The sequence below is a fragment of the Streptomyces sp. DH41 genome (assembly GCF_029813785.1).
Taxonomy (GTDB): Bacteria; Actinomycetota; Actinomycetes; order Streptomycetales; family Streptomycetaceae; genus Streptomyces.
The window spans coordinates 68373-86670 of the sequence record NZ_JARVKY010000014.1 but is presented as its reverse complement, the minus strand read 5'-3'; the positions used below and the strand labels follow the sequence as shown (position 1 = coordinate 86670).

Here is an 18298-nt window from a genome sequence, read left to right as displayed (position 1 = left end):
CACCAAAGACGTTACTGATCAGTAAGGGGAATCGGCCATGCAGCTCGGGATCAACCTCGGCTACTGGGGTGCCGGAATGGACGCGGACAACCTGGCCGTGGCCCAGGAGGCCGACCGGCTCGGCTACGCCGTGTGCTGGGCCGCCGAGGCCTACGGCTCCGACGCGGCCACCGTGCTCACCTGGGTCGCCGCCCAGACCGAGCGCATCGACGTGGGTTCGGCCATCTTCCAGATCCCGGCCCGCCAGCCCGCGATGACCGCGATGACGGCCGCCACGCTGGACTCCCTCTCCAAGGGCCGTTTCCGCCTCGGCCTCGGTGTCTCCGGCCCGCAGGTCTCCGAGGGCTGGTACGGCGTCAAGTTCGACAAGCCGCTCGCCCGCACCCGCGAGTACGTCGAGATCGTGCGCAAGGCGATGACCCGGGAGCGGCTGTCGTACGAGGGACAGCACTGGACGCTGCCGCTGCCCGGCGGCCCCGGCAAGCCGATCAAGCTGACCGTGCACCCGCAGCGCGAGCACATCCCGCTCTACGTCGCGGCGATCGGCCCGAAGAACCTCGAACAGACCGGTGAGATCGCCGACGGCGCCCTGCTCATCTTCCCGTCCGCCGACCACCTGGAGGACACCGCGATCCGGCACCTGCGCGCCGGGCGCGAGAAGGCCGGGAAGACCCTCGACGGCTTCGACGTCTGCCCGACCCTGCCGCTGGCCCTCGGCGACGACAAGGACGTCACGACGCTCGCCGACACCTTCCGCCCGTACACCGCGCTCTACGTCGGCGGCATGGGCAGCCGCAAGCAGAACTTCTACAACCAGCTGGCCCAGCGCATGGGGTACGAGGCGGAGGCCGCCGAGATCCAGGACAAGTACCTGTCCGGCGACAAGCAGGGCGCCGGCGCCGCCGTACCGCACGACCTGATCGACCGGACGACGCTGCTCGGCTCCGTCGACCGCATCGCGGACCGGATGAAGGCCTACGCCGCCGCCGGTGTCACCACGCTGACGCTCGCCCCCGCCGGCTTCACGCTCGACGAGCGGATCGCCGCGCTCCGCGCCGGCACCGAGGCCCTGGAGCGCGCCGGACTGGCCTAGGAGGTCAGGGGTGCCGGTAGGTTCTCGCGGCCGTGGTGGGGGCTCGGGGGTCTTCCCCGCCACGGCCGTCACGGAGAACAACGCTCCCGCGCGTGAGGGGTTACGCCTTCTCGTGTCCCCGCGCGTCCTTCTTCTGGCTGAGTCGGCCGCCGCACCTGTTGCCGAGTCCCCTCTCCCGCACTTGACTCGTACTTCGCGAAGCCCGCGGAGCCGGCGAAGTGCCGCGGCGGCAGAGAGGTGCCAGCGATGCTTTCGGCCAAGAGTCTGTTCCAGGAGATCCTCGACAACGACGAGTCGTTCCGTCTCTTCTGCTCCATCGCGGCCGGCGGCGAGTCGCAGGGCGGCTGGGAGAACGCGCGCATCGCGGCGCTGGTGCCGGAGAGCGAGCGCGCCCTCGCGCCCAAGATCACCCGGCACGGCGCGGACGAGGACAAGCACGGACGGATTTTTTACGCCCTGCTGAAGAAACGCGGTCTCGACCCTGTGGAGGTGCCCCCCGAGACCGACTACACCATGCTCCTGGAGCGGCGCGGCATCGGCCTCTCCCACGAGAAACTCAAGGCGGACCAGCCCCTGACGGTGCGGGACATCATCACCTACCTCGCGCACAGCAGGGTCACCGAGCAGCGCGCGGCCGAACAGATGGCGATGCTCCTCAAGTACTTCGCGGACCACCCGGACCTGGGCCGTGCCGTCCGGATGATCTCGGCCGACGAGGACAACCACCTCGCCTACACCCACGAGGAGCTGCTGCGCTACGCCGCGGCCGGGCACGGCCGGTACATCCGGCGGACGCTGCGCGAGTGCGCGCTCGCCGAGATCCGCGTCCACCGGGACGTCAGCCTCGCGGTGATGGCCCGCATGGGGCGCCTCCTCGGCTGGTCGCGCGCCAGGTCGGCGCTGCTCGCGGCGGGCATCCACGCGATGTACGCCTACGAGCGACTGGCCGGCCGGCACCGCATGGTGACCCTGCGGACACCGGAACGGCGCGACGCGCTGGGCGGACCCGCCGCCGCGGCCCCCGAGGTCGCCTGACGGCGCCGGGCCCTTCCGCGACTCCGCGGCCCGCCCCTTACGCGGCCTGCGGCCCTACAGCCAGCCCCGGCGCTTGAACAGCCGGAACAACAGCACCTCCAGAGCGGCCATCACCACGATCACCGCCGGGTAGCCCCACTCCCAGTGCAGTTCCGGCATGTGGTCGAAGTTCATGCCGTAGACGCCCGCGAGCATCGTGGGGACCGCCGCCATGGCCGCCCACGCGGAGATCTTCCGCATGTCGTCGTTCTGCCGGACGCCGGTCTGCGCCAGATGGGCCGAAAGGATGTCGGAGACCAGCCGGTCCAGGGCCTCGACCGACTCGTTCACGCGCGTGAGGTGGTCGCTCACATCGCGGAAGAACGGCCGCGCCCGGTCGTCCACGAACGGCACGCCGGCGCCGAACGCCCCCGCCCCGGCCAGCCGGGCCAGCGGCGGCGCCAGCGGACCCGTCGCCCGGCGGAACTCCAGGACCTGCCGCTTGAACGTGTAGATCCGCGACGCGGTGTGCCGGGAGCCGCCACCGTCCGGCGAGAAGACCTCCGCCTCCAGCTCCTCCAGGTCGTTCTGCAGCTCGACCGCCACCTCCAGGTAGTGGTCGACGGCGGCGTCCGCTATCGCGTACAGCACCGCGGTGGGCCCCTTGCCGAGCAGTTCGGGCTCGTGCTCCAGACGCTGCCGTACGGCCTTCAGCGGGGCGCCCCCGCCGTGCCGGACGACCACCACGAACGCGTCACCCAAAAAGATCATGAGCTCGCCGGTCGAGACGGCGTCGCTCTCCGGCTCGTACACCACCGGCTTGAGGACGGCGAAGAGCGAGTCCTCGTACACCTCCAGCTTGGGCCGCTGGTGGGCCTTGAGCGCGTCCTCCACCGCCAGTGGATGCAGCCCGAACTCCTCGGTGACCAGGTCGAACTCCTCCTCCGTCGGCTCGTGGAGCCCGATCCAGACGAAGGCGCCCGCGGTCCGGGCCTCGCCGAGCGCGTCGGAGAGGTCCTCGGGCCCGTCCGTGCGGCGCCCGTCCCGGTAGATGGCACAGTCGACGATCACCGAACGCATTCTCCCCTCACCCCGGTGCCCGCGCACCGCGCCGTATGCCTACCCTGTGCGCATGCCCACGCTGATCCTGGTCAGGCACGGACGTTCCACCGCCAACACCGAGGGGCTGCTCGCCGGCTGGACGCCCGGCGTCGCCCTCGACGAACGCGGGGCCGCACAGGCCGCCGCGCTGCCCGGCCGGCTCGCCGCCCTGCCGTTCTCCGAGGTCGTCACCAGCCCGCTGCAGCGCTGCCAGGAGACGATCCGCCCCCTGCTCGACGCCCGGCCCGAGCTGAAGGCGCACACCGACGAACGGATCGGGGAGTGCCACTACGGCGACTGGTCCGGCCGCAAGCTCGCCGAGCTGGCGGACGAGCCGCTGATGGAGGTGGTCCAGGCGCACCCCTCCGCCGCGGCGTTCCCCGGCGGCGAGTCGATGCGCGCGATGCAGACCCGCGCCGCCGAGGCGGTACGCGAGTGGAACGCGCGCGTGGAGCGCGACCACGGCCCCGACGCCGTCTACCTGATGTGCTCCCACGGCGACATCATCAAGTCCCTCGTCGCGGAGGCCCTCGGCCTGCATCTCGACCTCTTCCAGCGGATCTCCGTCGAGCCCTGCTCCGTCACCGCGATCCGCTACACCCGGCTGCGCCCGTTCCTCGTCCGCCTCGGCGACACCGGCGACTTCGCCTCCCTCGCCCCCCACGAGGAACCCCCGGGCGACCAGGCCCCGGTCGGTGGTGGTGCGGGCGCACCGTGATCGTCGGCCGCAGTAGGGTGAGGCGGTCGCAGCAGTGCCCCCGCATTCCCGCTTTCCCCGCTTCCCCCGACTTCCATGGAGACAGGACGTGTCCCGTCAGGTGTTCCTCTACGACCAACCGGAACGTTTCGTGGCCGGTACGGTCGGGCTGCCCGGGCGCCGTACGTTCTTCCTCCAGGCCACCGCAGGCTCCCGGGTGACCAGCGTGGCCCTGGAGAAGACCCAGGTCGCCGCCCTCGCCGAGCGCATGGACGAACTCCTCGACGAGGTCGTACGGCGCAGCGGCGGCAGCACCGTCGTCCCCGCCATGGCTCCCACCGAGCCCGCCGACACCGCCCCGCTGGACGCCCCCGTCGAGGAAGAGTTCAGGGTCGGCACCATGGCGCTGGCCTGGGACGGCGACGACCAGCGCATGATCGTCGAGGCGCAGGCACTCGTGGAGCTGGACGCCGAGTCCGAGGAGGACCTGGCGGAGGCCGAGGAGCGGCTGCTCCAGGACGAGGAGAACGGCCCCCCGATGCTGCGGGTCCGGCTCACCGGCGCGCAGGCCAGGGCCTTCGCCAAACGCGCCCTCGACGTAGTCAACGCCGGGCGGCCGCCGTGCCCGCTGTGCAGCCTCCCGCTCGACCCGGAAGGACACGTATGTCCGCGCCAGAACGGATACCGCCGCGGAGCGTGACCACCGACGTGGCGGCCGCCGAATTGCTCGCGCTGGGCGAGCTGACCGTACGCGGACGCATCCGCGACGCCTCCAACGCGGCGCTGTACTGCACGGTGACGCACGAGGGGCGCGAGGCCGCCTGCGTCTACAAGCCGGTCGCCGGGGAGCGGCCCCTGTGGGACTTCCCCGACGGCGACCTCGCCCGGCGCGAGGTCGCCGCCTACGAGGTCTCCGAGGCGACCGGCTGGGGCCTCGTGCCGCCCACCGTGCTGCGCGACGGGCCGTACGGCGAGGGCATGTGCCAGCTGTGGATCGAGACGGTGCCGGAGACGGAACTGCTCGCCCTGGTGGAGGACGAGGAGCCCGGCCCCGGCTGGAAGGCGGTCGTCTTCGCCGAGGTCGGCGAGGGCCGCACCGCGCTGCTCGTGCACGCCGACGACGAGCGGCTGCGCCGGCTCGCCGTCCTGGACGCCGTGATCAACAACGCCGACCGCAAGGGCGGCCATCTGCTGCCCTCGGCCGATGAGCGGCTGTACGGCATCGACCACGGGGTGACCTTCCACGCCGAGAACAAGCTGAGGACCCTGCTGTGGGGCTGGGCGGGCGATCCCCTCACCGGGGAGGCCCTGGCGGTGCTCGACGCCCTCAGGCAGGCCCTGACGGACGACGGGCCCCTGGCGGTCCGGCTCGGCCCGCTCATCACCCCGGCGGAGCTCGACGCCACCCGCGGGCGTGTGGAGGCGTTGCTGGCCGCCGGCAAGCACCCCGAACCGAGCGGCGAGTGGCCGGCCATCCCCTGGCCGCCGGTGTAGCCACCCGGTGTCGCTCGACAAGCACGACGGCCGGTGTCCCCGCACAGCGGGCGGTGTGACGCAAGAGCGCCTTACCGGCCATCCGGACCGGTCCGGTTCGTGTACGGAACATCCGTCCGGTTAGGCTCATGACATGCATGCCTGGCCCGCTTCCGAGGTCCCCGCCCTGCCTGGTCAGGGCCGCGACCTGAGGATCCACGACACCGCGACCGGAGGCCTGGTCACTCTCGACCCCGGTCCCGTCGCCCGCATCTATGTCTGCGGCATCACGCCGTACGACGCCACCCACATGGGACACGCGGCGACCTACAACGCGTTCGACCTCGTGCAGCGCGTGTGGCTCGACACCAAGCGGCAGGTTCACTACGTCCAGAACGTCACCGACGTGGACGACCCGCTGCTGGAGCGGGCCGTGCGCGACGGCGTCGACTGGACCGCCCTCGCCGAGAAGGAGACCGCCCTCTTCCGCGAGGACATGACGGCGCTGCGGATGCTGCCGCCGCGGCACTACATAGGCGCCGTGGAGGCCATACCCGGCATCGTCCCGCTCGTCGAGCGCCTGCGGGACGGGGGCGCGGCGTACGAGCTCGAAGGCGACATCTACTTCTCCGTGGAGTCCGACCCCCACTTCGGCGGCGTGTCCCACCTCGACGCCGCCGCCATGCGGCTGCTCTCCGCCGAGCGGGGCGGCGACCCGGACCGGCCGGGCAAGAAGAACCCGCTCGACCCGATGCTGTGGATGGCGGCCCGGGAGGGCGAGCCCAGCTGGGACGGCGGCTCCCTCGGCCGCGGACGCCCCGGTTGGCACATCGAGTGCGTGGCCATCGCCCTCGACCACCTCGGCATGGGCTTCGACGTCCAGGGCGGCGGCAGCGACCTCGCCTTCCCGCACCACGAGATGGGCGCCTCGCACGCCCAGGCGCTCACCGGCGAGTTCCCCATGGCCAAGGCGTACGTCCACGCCGGCATGGTCGGTCTCGACGGCGAGAAGATGTCCAAGTCCAAGGGCAACCTGGTCTTCGTCTCGAAGCTGCGCGGCGAGGGCGTCGACCCGGCCGCCATCCGGCTCACGCTGCTCGCCCACCACTACCGCTCCGACTGGGAGTGGACCGACCAGGTGCTCCAGGACGCCCTCGCCCGGCTGGAGCGCTGGCGCGCGGCCGTCTCCCGGCCCGACGGCCCGTCCGCCGAGGCGCTCGTCGAGGAGATTCGCGAGGCCCTCGCGAACGACCTGGACTCCCCGGCCGCGCTCGAGGCCGTCGACCGCTGGGCCGCGCTCCAGCAGGAGAGCGGCGGTACGGACATCGGCGCCCCCGGCGTCGTCTCCCGCGCGGTCGACGCGCTGCTGGGCGTAGCACTGTAAGCAGGCGAACCACCAACAGGCGAACCACGCGGACAGGGGCCGCTTCCCGGCGGGAAGCGGCCCCTGTCCCGTCGGCTCAGTCCTCCGACGACTCCTCGTCGTCCCCACTCGCCTTCGGCGGCCTCGGAGGCCTCGGCGGACGGGACCGGCCGCCGGGGCTGTCCCGCAGATGCGGCGTCCCCGGCGTCCCCGGCGCGCCGTCCGTGCCGTCAGCCGTGGCGTGGCCACCCGGTCCGCCCGTACCGCCGGGACCGGAGCCGTCCCTGCGCCGCAGATACCGCTCGAACTCGCGGGCGATCGCCTCGCCCGACGCCTCCGGCAGCTCCGCGGTGTCCCGGGCCTCCTCCAGCGACTGGACGTACTCGGCGACCTCGCTGTCCTCGGCGGCCAGCTGGTCCACACCCACCTGCCAGGCCCGCGCGTCCTCGGGCAGCTCGCCCAGCGGGATGCGCACGCCGATGAGGTCCTCGAGCCGGTTCAGCAGGGCCAGCGTGGCCTTCGGGTTCGGTGGCTGCGACACGTAGTGCGGCACCGCCGCCCACAGCGACACGGCCGGTACGCCCGCGTGCGTGCACGCCTCCTGGAGGATGCCGACGATGCCCGTGGGCCCCTCGTACCTGGTCTCCTCCAGGTCCATGCGCCGGGCCAGGTCGGCGTCCGACGTGGTCCCGCTGACCGGGACCGGACGGGTGTGGGGGGTGTCGCCCAGCAGGGCGCCCAGGACGACCACCAGCTCGACGCCCAGCTCGTGGGCGAAGCCGAGCAGCTCGTTGCAGAACGAGCGCCAGCGCATGGACGGCTCGATACCGCGGACCAGCACCAGGTCACGCGGTTTGTCGCCGCCGACCCGGATCACCGACAGTCTCGTCGTCGGCCACGTGATCTTGCGGACGCCCGCCTCCACGAACACCGTGGGACGGTTGACCTGGAAGTCGTAGTAGTCCTCGGCGTCGAGCGCCGCGAACACCTCGCCCTTCCACTCCCTGTCGAGATGCGCGACCGCGGTGGAGGCGGCGTCGCCGGCGTCGTTCCAGCCCTCGAACGCGGCCACCATGACCGGGTCGACCAGCTCGGGAACCCCCTCGAGCTCGATCACCCAGCGCCTCCTTCCGACGTGCCCTCGCGTACCCCCCAACCTTACGGCGTGCCGAGGGGCCGCCCGCAGCCCCCTCGCACGGGGGAGTGAACGCATCACTGCCCCGTTCCCGGCGGCCGGACACCCGCCGCCACCACCGGATCGAGCCGGGCCGGAGCCGGAGGGGAGCCGGATGGGAGTCGGATCAGAGGGTGGAGCGAAGCCACTGCTCCACGGAGGCGATGTGCACCGTCGCCCAGGAGCGCGCCGCCTCCGCGTCCCGGTCGCGCAGTGCGGCGAGGATCGCCCGGTGCTCGCGCAGGGTGCGGCCGACCGCGTCCTCCTGGGTGAGTCCGCGCCAGACACGGGCCCGGGTGGTGGGGCCGGACAGACCGTCGAGGAGGGAGCAGAGCACCGAGTTGCCCGAGGCCCCCACGATGCCCCGGTGGAACTCGAGATCGGAGGCGACCAGCTCCTCCACCGACGGTTCGGTGCCGAGGACGTCCAACCGCGCACCGAGCGCGTCCAGTTCCCGCTCACTGATCCGGGAGGCCGCCATCGCGGTCGCCGCCGGCTCCAGGATGCGGCGCACGGCGAGGAACTCCAGCACCGTGTCGTCGCGGTGGAAGTCGACGACGAAGCCGATGGCCTCCAGCAGGAGCTGCGGATCCAGGCTGGTGACGTAGGTGCCGTCGCCCTGCCGCACGTCCAGGATCCGGATCAGGGACAGGGCGCGTACGGCCTCGCGCAGGGAGTTGCGGGACAGCCCGAGGCCGGCGGCGAGCTCGCTCTCCTTGGGCAGCCGGTCGCCGGGCCGCAGCGCGCCTGAGACGATCATGTCCTTGATCTTCTCGATGGCCTCGTCGGTGACCGCCACGGCCGACCTCCCTGTGCTTCGAAGATGCCCCTCAGACATCCGATGTCTTACGACATTATGGGGGTCGGCGCGGCCGGCGAGGCGCACGCGCGTGGGGGCGGCGGCTCCATCGGCGCGAGCCGCCGCCCCCACCCGGCGGGTGGCCGGGTCCTACTTCTTGTCGAGCAGGTCCTGGACCTTGGCGCGGACGTCGTCCGTGGCCAGGCCGCGGATCGTCAGCGTCGTCCGCCGGCGCAGCACGTCGTCCTGCGTCTCGGCCCACTCGTTGTCCCGGGCCCACACGACCTGCGCCCAGATCTCCGGGGCGTCGGGGTGCACCCGCTCGGCCAGTTCCGGGTTGTCGTTGGCCAGGCGGGCGATGTCGAAGGCCAGCGAGCCGTAGTGGGTGGCCAGGTGCCGTGCGGTGTCCGCCGCCATGCGCGGGCCGGGTGCCGGGCCGTCCACCAGCAGCCGGTGGGCCACCGCGCGCGGGTTGGCGACGCCGGGCAGCGGCAGCTTCTTCGGCAGCGAGGCGATCGGCTCGAAGTCGTCGCCCAGCGGGTGGCCCGGCAGCGCCTCCAGCTTCTGCATGACGGTGCGGCCGATGTGGCGGAAGGTGGTCCACTTGCCGCCCGCGACGGACAGCATGCCTCCCCGGCCCTCGCTGACGACCGTCTCGCGCTTGGCCTTCGCGGTGTCACCGGGACCGCCCGGCAGCACGCGCAGACCCGCGAAGGAGTACGTGATCAGGTCCCGGTCGAGCTGCTGGTCGCGGATGGAGAACGCGGCCTCGTCGAGGATCTGGGCTATGTCCTTGTCGTTGACCGCGACGTCCGCCGGGTCGCCCTCGAACTCCTCGTCGGTCGTGCCGAGCAGCAGCATGTCCTCCCAGGGGAGGGCGAAGGTGATCCGGTACTTGTCGATCGGGGTGGCCAGCGCCGCCTTCCAGGGCGCGGTGCGCTTGAGCACCAGGTGCGCGCCCTTGGAGAGCCGGATGGAGGGGGCCGCCTTCGGGTCCTCCATACGGCGCAGGTGGTCGACCCAGGGGCCGGTGGCGTTGAGCACCAGGCGGGCGCTGACGCCGAACTCGTCGCCGCTCAGCCGGTCCTTCAGCTCGGCGCCGGTCACCCGGCCCTTGGTGAAGCGCAGGCCGGTGACCTCGGCGTGGTTGAGGACCACCGCGCCCGAATCGACCGCCGCGCGGACGGTCATCAGCGCCATGCGGGCGTCGTTCATCTGGTCGTCGCCGTACACGGCCACGGCCTTGAGGTTGTCGGTGCGCAGCTCCGGCACGTCCTGCGCGGCCTTGGCCGGCGAGAGCAGGTGGCCGACTCCGTCGCCGAAGGCGGACAGCGCCGAGTACGCGAAGACACCGGCGCCGAGCTTCGCCGCGCCGTGCGGCCCGCCCTTGTACACGGGGAGGTAGAAGGTGAGCGGGTTCGCCAGGTGGGGGGCCACCTGGCGGGAGACCGCACGGCGCTCGAAGTGGTTCTCCGCCACCAGCTTCACCGCGCCGGTCTGCAGGTAGCGCAGACCGCCGTGGAGCAGCTTGGAGGAGGCGGAGGAGGTGGCACCGGCGAAGTCGCCGGCGTCGACCACGGCCACCCTGAGGCCGGACTGCGCGGCGTGCCAGGCGGTGGAGATGCCCAGGATGCCGCCGCCGATCACGAGAAGGTCGTACGACGCCTTGGAGAGCTGCTCCCGGGTCTCGGCCCGGCTCGGGTTCGAGCCGGAGGCCGGGTGCGTCCCCAGGGCAGGCACGGACTGCAGGGTGGACTGAGTGGTCATTGCGGTTCTTACTCCTCGTCCTCGAGCCAGCCCATGGTCCGCTCGACGGCCTTGAGCCAGCTCTTGTACTCACGGTCGCGGATGTCCGCGTCCATGCGGGGGGTCCACTCGGCGGCCCGACGCCAGTTGGCGCGCAGGTCGTCGGTGCTGTTCCAGAAGCCGACGGCGAGACCGGCGGCGTAGGCGGCGCCGAGGCAGGTGGTCTCGGCGACCATCGGGCGCACCACGGGGGCGTCCACGAAGTCGGCGAGGGTCTGCATCAGCAGGTTGTTGGAGGTCATGCCGCCGTCGACCTTGAGGGCGGTCAACTCCACACCGGAGTCCTTCGTCATGGCGTCCGCGATCTCCCGCGTCTGCCAGGCAGTGGCCTCCAGTACGGCGCGCGCGAGGTGCGCCTTGGTGACGTACCGGGTGAGGCCGGCGATCACACCGCGGGCGTCGGAGCGCCAGTACGGGGCGAACAGGCCGGAGAAGGCCGGTACGAAGTAGGCGCCGCCGTTGTCCTCGACCTGCATCGCCAGGGTCTCGATCTCGGCGGCGGTGGAGATCAGGCCCATCTGGTCGCGCATCCACTGCACCAGCGAACCGGTGACGGCGATCGAGCCCTCCAGGGCGTAGACCGGCTTCTTGTCGCCGATCTGGTAGCCCACGGTGGTCACCAGGCCGCTGTACGAGTTGATGATCTTGTCGCCGGTGTTCATCAGCATGAAGGTGCCGGTGCCGTACGTCGACTTGGTCTCGCCCTCGGAGAAGCAGGTCTGGCCGAACAGGGCCGCCTGCTGGTCGCCGAGCGCGGAGGCGACCGGGATGCCGCCGAGCAGTTCGCCGAGGCGGCCGCCCGTGATCTCGCCGTAGACCTCGGCGGAGGAGCGGATCTCGGGGAGCATCCGCGTCGGCACGCCGATGGACTCGGCGATCTTCTCGTCCCACTGCATGGTGTGCAGGTTCATCAGCATGGTGCGGGAGGCGTTGGTGACGTCGGTGACGTGCTTGCCGCCGTTCACCCCGCCGGTCAGGTTCCAGATGACCCAGGTGTCCATGGTGCCGAAGAGCAGGTCGCCCGCCTCGGCGCGCTCGCGCAGACCGTCGACGTTGTCGAGCAGCCAGCGGGCCTTGGGGCCGGCGAAGTAGGAGGCGAGGGGAAGGCCGGTCTCGCGGCGGAAGCGGTCCTGGCCGACGTTGCGGCCCAGCTCCCGGCAGAGGGCGTCGGTGCGGGTGTCCTGCCAGACGATGGCGTTGTGGACGGGCTCACCGGTGTTCTTGTCCCAGACGAGGGTGGTCTCGCGCTGGTTGGTGATGCCGATGGCCTTGATGTCGTCGCGGGTGATGCCGGCCTTCTCGACCGCGGAGGCGACGACCTCCTGGACGTTGGTCCAGATCTCGGTGGCGTCGTGCTCGACCCAGCCCGGCTTGGGGAAGATCTGCTCGTGCTCCTTCTGGTCGACGGAGACGATGCGCCCGTCGCGGTCGAAGACGATGCAGCGCGAGGAGGTCGTGCCCTGGTCGATGGCGGCGATGAAGGGGCCTGCGGTGTGAGCGTCGGTCACGGTGTGCTCCTGGGTTTCCGTGGTGTGGTGGTCGGTGCGTACGGCGCGTGTGCTGCGGCTCGATGATGGCCGAGCGGATGCCCGCTCAGGCGAACGCGACGTTGTAGACACCTCCGGCGATCGCGCCGCCGATCAGCGGACCGACGACCGGGACCCAGGCGTAGGACCAGTCGGAGCCGCCCTTGTTGGGCAGGGGCAGCAGGGCGTGCACGATGCGCGGCCCGAGGTCGCGGACCGGGTTGATCGCGTAGCCGGTCGGGCCACCGAGGGAGAGGCCGATCGAGACCACCACGAACGCGGTGATCAGGGCGCCCAGGGTGCCGAGGCCGTTGCCCTCGTCGTTCAGGCCCTGGGTGAGGATGGCGAGCAACAGGACGAAGGTGCCGATGATCTCGGTGGCGAGGTTCTGCACCACGTTCCGGATCTCGGGCCCGGTGGAGAAGACGCCCAGCACCGGGCCGGCGCCCTTCTCCTGGGCCTCGACGGCCTTGGCCGGGGTGTCCCGCGTGCCAGGCGCGCCGACGATCTCCGGGTCGGTCAGGTGGGCCTGGAAGTGGCCGTAGTAGGCGATCCAGACCAGGACCGCGCCGATCATGGCGCCGAGGATCTGACCGGCGAAGTAGGTGGGGACGTTGCCCCACTCGCCGTCCTTGATCGCGATGCCGACCGTCACGGCCGGGTTGAGGTGGGCGCCGGACAGCGGGCCCGAGATGTACGCCCCCGTCATGACGGCGAAGCCCCAGCCGAAGGCGATGGCGAGCCAGCCGGCGTTGCGGGCCTTGGAGGCCTTGAGCGTCACGGCGGCACAGACGCCGCCGCCGAGCAGGATGAGTATGGCGGTACCGATGGTCTCGCCGATGAAGATGTCGGAGCTGGACACCCGCGACTCCTTTGTCCTTCGTCCAGGGAAAGCCGAACCCCCGGGTCCCTCCGGGTGTTCCGGCGCCCTCGGTGTGAGAGCGATGGCGGCCCTTGGCGTTGTCACACTCTAACGCGTATTGCCGGTAGGTGTTCGACAATGCCGACCGATGGACGCGAGTCTCGTCCTGACGTCACGTAGGCGTCAAGAGCCCTGTTATCGAAAACACGATCGTTATTGATCGTGTCGGACTATCGATCTTGGGGGCGTGCTCTTGGGTGAGGTGTGCCCCGCCGGGAACGCCGAAGGCCGGAACGCGTTCGGCGTTCCGGCCTTCGTTGTCCCGCACTGTTGTCCCGCACTGTTGTCCCGCACCGTTTCCGCGGGCCCCGGCCGGTCGGCCGGCCGGCTAGAACCGCCCGGCGCCCAGGTCCCGCGACACCGCGCGGGCGCAGTCCCGTACCGCCGCGACCAGCTCGGGCCGCAGCTCGCCGTCCCGGCCCAGCCGTTCCACGGCCCCGGTGATGCCGACCGCGCCGACCGGCATGCGCCTGCGGTCGTGGATGGGGGCCGCGATGGACGCGATGCCCTCCCAGGTCTCCTCGACGTCGGCCGCGTAGCCACGCGCGCGCGTGATGTCCAGGATGTGCTCGAACCCGTCCGGCTCGCAGACGGTCCGGTCCGTGTACGCCCTGCGCTCGGCCTCCAGCGCCTCGCTGTGCGCGACCGGGTCGTACGCCGACAGCACCTTGCCCAGCGCCGTGGAGTGCAGCGGCTGCATGGCCCCGATCTCCAGCACCTGCCGGCTGTCGTCGGGCCGGAAGACGTGGTGCACGATCAGGACGCCCTGCTGGTGCAGAACGCCGAGGTGGACGCTCTCACCGCTCGACCGGGCCAGGTCGTCCGTCCACACCAGGGCGCGCGCCCGCAGCTCGTGCACGTCGAGGTACGTCGTGCCCAGGCGCAGCAGCTCGGCGCCCAGCTGGTAGCGCCCGGAGGCGTCGTCCTGCTCGACGAAGCCCTCGTGCTGGAGGGTGCGCAGGATGCCGTGGGCGGTGCCTTTGGCCAGGCCCAGCGACGAGGCGATGTCCGACAGGCCGAGCCGCCGCTCGCCGCCCGCGAGCAGGCGCAGCATCGCGGCCGCCCGTTCGAGCGACTGGATGTTCCGTGCCATCGACGTACTGCCTCCGTCCCCTTCGACTGCCGACCTCGGCGTCGCTGACGTCGTTCGGCAATGCCGAACAATACCGGTCCATGCCGACCTCCCGCTAATGGTCGGCGGGCAACTGTTGCACTTCGGCCACGTCCCGGTGGCCCGGACCGTCCCTCCGGCAGTGGCCGGGGAGGGGCGGATGCCGACTGGCACCGGGCCTCTACCCGGGTGGCCGTTCCCGGCCCGTGCCCGATTCGTCCGCAGGGCCGTGGCTGTCTCGTCAGTGCCTCGTTCCCGGGCCCGTGGCTGTCGCGCCCCTGTCCCGTGCCTGTTCCGTCCCCTGGGCCGCCGCCGTTCTGTCCCCGTTCCGTCCCCGGTCCGTTCCTGGCCCGTTCCTGGCCCGTCCTCGGCCCTCCCCGGTCCGTTCCCGGCTCGTTCTCGGCCCTCCCCGGTCCGTTTCACGGGACCGTTCCGGGGCCGAAAGGTCACCCCTTCGGCGGGCATCCGCCCCGCCGTACTCGTCCGCCTCGTGGACGCCTCGACCATCACTCCCTCGGTCCCGGCTACCCTGGCGGCGTGCGTTCTCTCCCGGGACGTTCCCTGCGGACGGCACCGGGCAGCGCAAAGCCGACAGCCGTCGCATCCTAGGGAGCCCCTTCATGGCCTCGTCGCCGTCCACCCCGTCCGCCGACACCCGGACCCGTGTCTCCGCCCTCCGCGAGGCGCTCGCCACCCGTGTGGTGGTCGCCGACGGCGCGATGGGCACCATGCTCCAGGCGCAGAACCCCTCGCTGGACGACTTCCAGCAGCTGGAGGGGTGCAACGAGGTACTGAACCAGACCCGCCCGGACATCGTGCGCTCGGTGCACGAGGAGTACTTCGCCGCCGGCGTCGACTGCGTGGGGACCAACACCTTCGGTGCCAACCACTCCGCGCTGGCCGAGTACGACATTCCCGAGCGTGTCCACGAACTCTCGGAGGCCGGCGCCCGGGTGGCCCGCGAGGTCGCCGACGAGTTCGCCGCGCGGGACGGCCGGCAACGCTGGGTCCTCGGATCCATCGGCCCCGGCACCAAACTCCCCACCCTCGGCCACGCCCCGTACACCCTGCTGCGGGACGCCTACCAGCGCAACGCGGAGGGTCTGGTCGCGGGCGGCGCGGACGCGCTGCTGGTGGAGACGACGCAGGACCTGCTGCAGACCAAGGCCTCCGTGCTCGGCGCCCGGCGCGCCCTGGACGCCCTGGGCCTCGACCTGCCGGTGATCTGCTCGGTGACGGTGGAGACGACCGGCACGATGCTGCTGGGCTCCGAGATCGGCGCCGCGCTGACCGCGCTGGAGCCGCTCGGCATCGACATGATCGGCATGAACTGCGCGACCGGCCCGGCCGAGATGAGCGAGCACCTGCGCTACCTCGCCCGCCACTCCCGGATCCCGCTGTCCTGCATGCCCAACGCCGGTCTGCCGGTCCTGGGCAAGAACGGTGCCCACTACCCGCTGACCGCACCCGAACTGGCCGACGCGCAGGAGACCTTCGTACGCGAGTACGGCCTGTCCCTGGTCGGCGGCTGCTGCGGCACCACCCCCGAGCACCTGCGCCAGGTCGTGGAGCGGGTACGGGGCACCGCCCCCACCGAGCGCCACCCGCGCCCCGAGGCGGGCGCGGCCTCCCTCTACCAGAGCGTGCCGTTCCGGCAGGACACCTCCTACCTGGCGATCGGCGAGCGGACGAACGCCAACGGGTCGAGGAAGTTCCGTGAGGCCATGCTGGAGGCCCGCTGGGACGACTGTGTGGAGATGGCCCGCGACCAGATCCGCGAGGGCGCGCACATGCTGGACCTGTGCGTGGACTACGTGGGCCGTGACGGCGTCGCCGACATGGAGGAACTCGCCGGGCGTTTCGCGACCGCCTCGACGCTGCCGATCGTGCTGGACTCCACCGAGGTCGACGTGCTGCGCGCCGGACTGGAGAAGCTCGGCGGGCGCGCGGTGATCAACTCGGTCAACTACGAGGACGGCGCCGGCCCCGAGTCCCGGTTCGCCAAGGTCACGAAGCTGGCGCAGGAGCACGGCGCCGCCCTGATCGCCCTGACCATCGACGAGGTGGGCCAGGCCCGCACCGCCGAGAAGAAGGTGGAGATCGCCGAACGGCTGATCGACGACCTCACCGGCAACTGGGGCATCCACGAGTCGGACATCCTCGTCGACTGCCTCACCTTCACCATCTGCACCGGCCAGGAGGAGTCCCGCGGCGACGGTGTCGCCACCATCGAGGGCATCCGCGAGCTCAAGCGGCGCCACCCGGACGTGCAGACCACCCTCGGTCTGTCGAACATCTCCTTCGGCCTGAACCCGGCCGCCCGCATCCTGCTCAACTCCGTCTTCCTGGACGAGTGCGTGAAGGCCGGCCTGGACTCGGCGATCGTGCACGCCTCGAAGATCCTGCCGATCGCGCGGTTCGACGAGGAGCAGGTCACCACCGCGCTGGACCTGATCTACGACCGCCGCCGCGAGGGCTACGACCCGCTGCAGAAGCTCATGGCGCTCTTCGAGGGCGCCACGGCCAAGTCCCTGCGGGCCTCCAAGGCCGAGGAGCTGGCCGCCCTCCCACTGGACGAGCGCCTCAAGCGCCGCATCATCGACGGTGAGAAGAACGGCCTCGAGGCCGACCTGGACGAGGCCCTGACCCAGCGTCCGGCCCTCGACATCGTCAACGAGACCCTCCTCGACGGCATGAAGGTGGTCGGTGAGCTGTTCGGCTCCGGCCAGATGCAGCTGCCGTTCGTGCTCCAGTCCGCCGAGGTCATGAAGACCGCGGTGGCCCACCTGGAGCCGCACATGGAGAAGACCGACGACGACGGCAAGGGCACCATCGTGCTGGCCACCGTCCGCGGCGACGTGCACGACATCGGCAAGAACCTCGTCGACATCATCCTGTCCAACAACGGCTACAACGTCGTCAACCTCGGCATCAAGCAGCCGGTCTCCGCGATCCTCGAGGCGGCCGACGAGCACCGGGCCGACGTGATCGGCATGTCCGGGCTGCTGGTCAAGTCCACGGTGATCATGAAGGAGAACCTGGAGGAGCTCAACCAGCGGGGGCTGGCCGCCGACTACCCGGTGATCCTCGGCGGCGCGGCCCTCACCCGCGCCTACGTCGAGCAGGACCTCCACGAGATCTACGACGGCGAGGTCCGCTACGCCCGCGACGCCTTCGAGGGCCTGCGCCTGATGGACGCCCTCATCGGCATCAAGCGGGGCGTGCCCGGCGCGAAACTGCCCGAACTGCGCCAGCGGCGGGTCCGCGCGGCCACCGTGGAGGTCGAAGAGCGCCCCGAGGAGGGCAACGTCCGCTCCGACGTCGCCACCGACAACCCCGTGCCCGCCCCGCCCTTCAGCGGCACCCGGGTGGTCAAGGGCATCCAGCTCAAGGAGTACGCGTCCTGGCTGGACGAGGGCGCCCTGTTCAAGGGCCAGTGGGGCCTGAAGCAGGCCCGTACCGGCGAGGGGCCCTCGTACGAGGAACTGGTCGAGTCCGAGGGCCGGCCGAGGCTGCGCGGGCTGCTGGACCGGCTCCAGACGGACAACCTGCTGGAGGCGGCCGTGGTCTACGGCTACTTCCCGTGCGTGTCCAAGGACGACGACCTGATCGTCCTCGACGACGACGGCAACGAGCGCACCAGGTTCACCTTCCCGCGCCAGCGCCGCGGCCGCCGCCTGTGCCTGGCCGACTTCTTCCGCCCGGAGGAGTCCGGCGAGACGGACGTCGTCGGCTTCCAGGTCGTCACCGTCGGCTCCCGGATCGGCGAGGAGACGGCCCGCATGTTCGAGGCCAACGCCTACCGCGACTACCTCGAACTCCACGGCCTTTCCGTCCAGCTCGCCGAAGCCCTCGCCGAGTACTGGCACGCCCGCGTCCGCTCCGAGCTCGGTTTCGCCGGGGAGGACCCGGCCCAGATGGAGGACATGTTCGCCCTGAAGTACCGGGGCGCCCGCTTCTCCCTCGGCTACGGCGCCTGCCCCGACCTGGAGGACCGCGCGAAGATCGCCGACCTGCTCCAGCCGGAACGCATCGGCGTCCACCTGTCCGAGGAGTTCCAGCTCCACCCCGAACAGTCCACCGACGCCATCGTGATCCACCACCCGGAGGCGAAGTACTTCAACGCCCGCTGAGGCGCCCGGTACCCGCTCCACAGGCCACATCCGGCGTTCTCGTCCCGCACGACGTACACTAGTCGGTCCATCGCAGGCCGGTTCCC

14 protein-coding genes are annotated in these 18298 nt (G+C 71.4%); 7 read left to right on the top strand and 7 right to left on the bottom strand.

Annotated elements, in window-relative coordinates:
• The first annotated feature begins 37 nt into the window (after nt 1-37).
• Nucleotides 38-1093, top strand: coding sequence for an LLM class F420-dependent oxidoreductase (locus tag QC283_RS22590; RefSeq protein WP_279563447.1), 1056 nt, complete (start codon nt 38-40; stop codon nt 1091-1093).
• Nucleotides 1094-1339: 246 nt separating this feature from the next.
• Nucleotides 1340-2128 carry a ferritin-like domain-containing protein gene (locus QC283_RS22585; protein WP_279563446.1) on the top strand — a complete coding sequence of 263 codons (789 nt, stop codon included), beginning with the start codon at nt 1340-1342 and terminating at the stop codon, nt 2126-2128.
• Between the two features lie 54 nt (nt 2129-2182).
• On the opposite strand, the gene corA is transcribed toward QC283_RS22585, so the two are convergent.
• Nucleotides 2183-3178 carry a magnesium/cobalt transporter CorA gene (gene corA / locus QC283_RS22580; protein WP_279563445.1) on the bottom strand — a complete coding sequence of 332 codons (996 nt, stop codon included), beginning with the start codon at nt 3176-3178 and terminating at the stop codon, nt 2183-2185.
• 61 nt (nt 3179-3239) lie between these two features.
• Here corA and QC283_RS22575 point away from each other — a divergent pair, with 61 nt between their 5' ends.
• The 4 genes from QC283_RS22575 (at nt 3240) to mshC (ending at nt 6762) form a co-directional block, all read left to right on the top strand.
• Complete coding sequence (locus QC283_RS22575) at nt 3240-3926, top strand: histidine phosphatase family protein (protein ID WP_279563444.1); 687 nt, start codon at nt 3240-3242, stop codon at nt 3924-3926.
• An 88-nt stretch (nt 3927-4014) separates the two neighbouring features.
• Nucleotides 4015-4605: a DUF3090 domain-containing protein gene (locus QC283_RS22570; protein WP_279563443.1), complete on the top strand. Its 591-nt coding sequence runs from the start codon at nt 4015-4017 to the stop codon at nt 4603-4605.
• Nucleotides 4569-5399 (top strand): SCO1664 family protein, encoded by an 831-nt coding sequence (locus QC283_RS22565; protein ID WP_279563442.1) that lies wholly within the window; start codon nt 4569-4571, stop codon nt 5397-5399. The genes QC283_RS22570 and QC283_RS22565 overlap by 37 nt, the downstream gene beginning before the upstream one ends.
• 133 nt (nt 5400-5532) lie before the next feature.
• The gene (gene mshC, locus QC283_RS22560; RefSeq protein ID WP_279563441.1) at nt 5533-6762 is read left to right on the top strand and encodes a cysteine--1-D-myo-inosityl 2-amino-2-deoxy-alpha-D-glucopyranoside ligase; all 1230 of its coding nucleotides are present in this window, start codon (nt 5533-5535) and stop codon (nt 6760-6762) included.
• A 76-nt stretch (nt 6763-6838) separates the two neighbouring features.
• Here mshC and QC283_RS22555 read toward each other — a convergent pair whose 3' ends face one another.
• The 6 genes from QC283_RS22555 to QC283_RS22530 all read right to left on the bottom strand — a co-directional run bounded on the left by QC283_RS22555 (nt 6839) and on the right by QC283_RS22530 (nt 14061).
• Nucleotides 6839-7858, bottom strand: coding sequence for a PAC2 family protein (locus tag QC283_RS22555; protein WP_279563440.1), 1020 nt, complete (start codon nt 7856-7858; stop codon nt 6839-6841).
• Between the two features lie 184 nt (nt 7859-8042).
• Complete coding sequence (locus QC283_RS22550) at nt 8043-8714, bottom strand: FadR/GntR family transcriptional regulator (RefSeq protein ID WP_279563439.1); 672 nt, start codon at nt 8712-8714, stop codon at nt 8043-8045.
• A gap of 150 nt (nt 8715-8864) precedes the next feature.
• Nucleotides 8865-10481, bottom strand: coding sequence for a glycerol-3-phosphate dehydrogenase/oxidase (locus QC283_RS22545; protein WP_279563438.1), 1617 nt, complete (start codon nt 10479-10481; stop codon nt 8865-8867).
• A gap of 8 nt (nt 10482-10489) precedes the next feature.
• A complete protein-coding gene (gene glpK, locus QC283_RS22540) occupies nt 10490-12028 on the bottom strand; it encodes a glycerol kinase GlpK (RefSeq protein WP_279563437.1) in 1539 nt (512 codons plus the stop codon).
• A gap of 85 nt (nt 12029-12113) precedes the next feature.
• Entirely contained in the window at nt 12114-12908 is a 795-nt protein-coding gene (locus QC283_RS22535; protein WP_279563436.1) for an MIP/aquaporin family protein, read from the bottom strand.
• A gap of 388 nt (nt 12909-13296) precedes the next feature.
• Nucleotides 13297-14061, bottom strand: a complete 765-nt coding sequence (locus tag QC283_RS22530) for an IclR family transcriptional regulator (protein ID WP_279563435.1) — start codon at nt 14059-14061, stop codon at nt 13297-13299.
• A gap of 638 nt (nt 14062-14699) precedes the next feature.
• On the opposite strand from QC283_RS22530, the gene metH reads away from it, so the two are divergent.
• On the top strand, nt 14700-18212 hold the full coding sequence (gene metH, locus QC283_RS22525; RefSeq protein ID WP_279563434.1) for a methionine synthase: 3513 nt from the start codon (nt 14700-14702) through the stop codon (nt 18210-18212).
• Nucleotides 18213-18298: the final 86 nt, after the last annotated feature.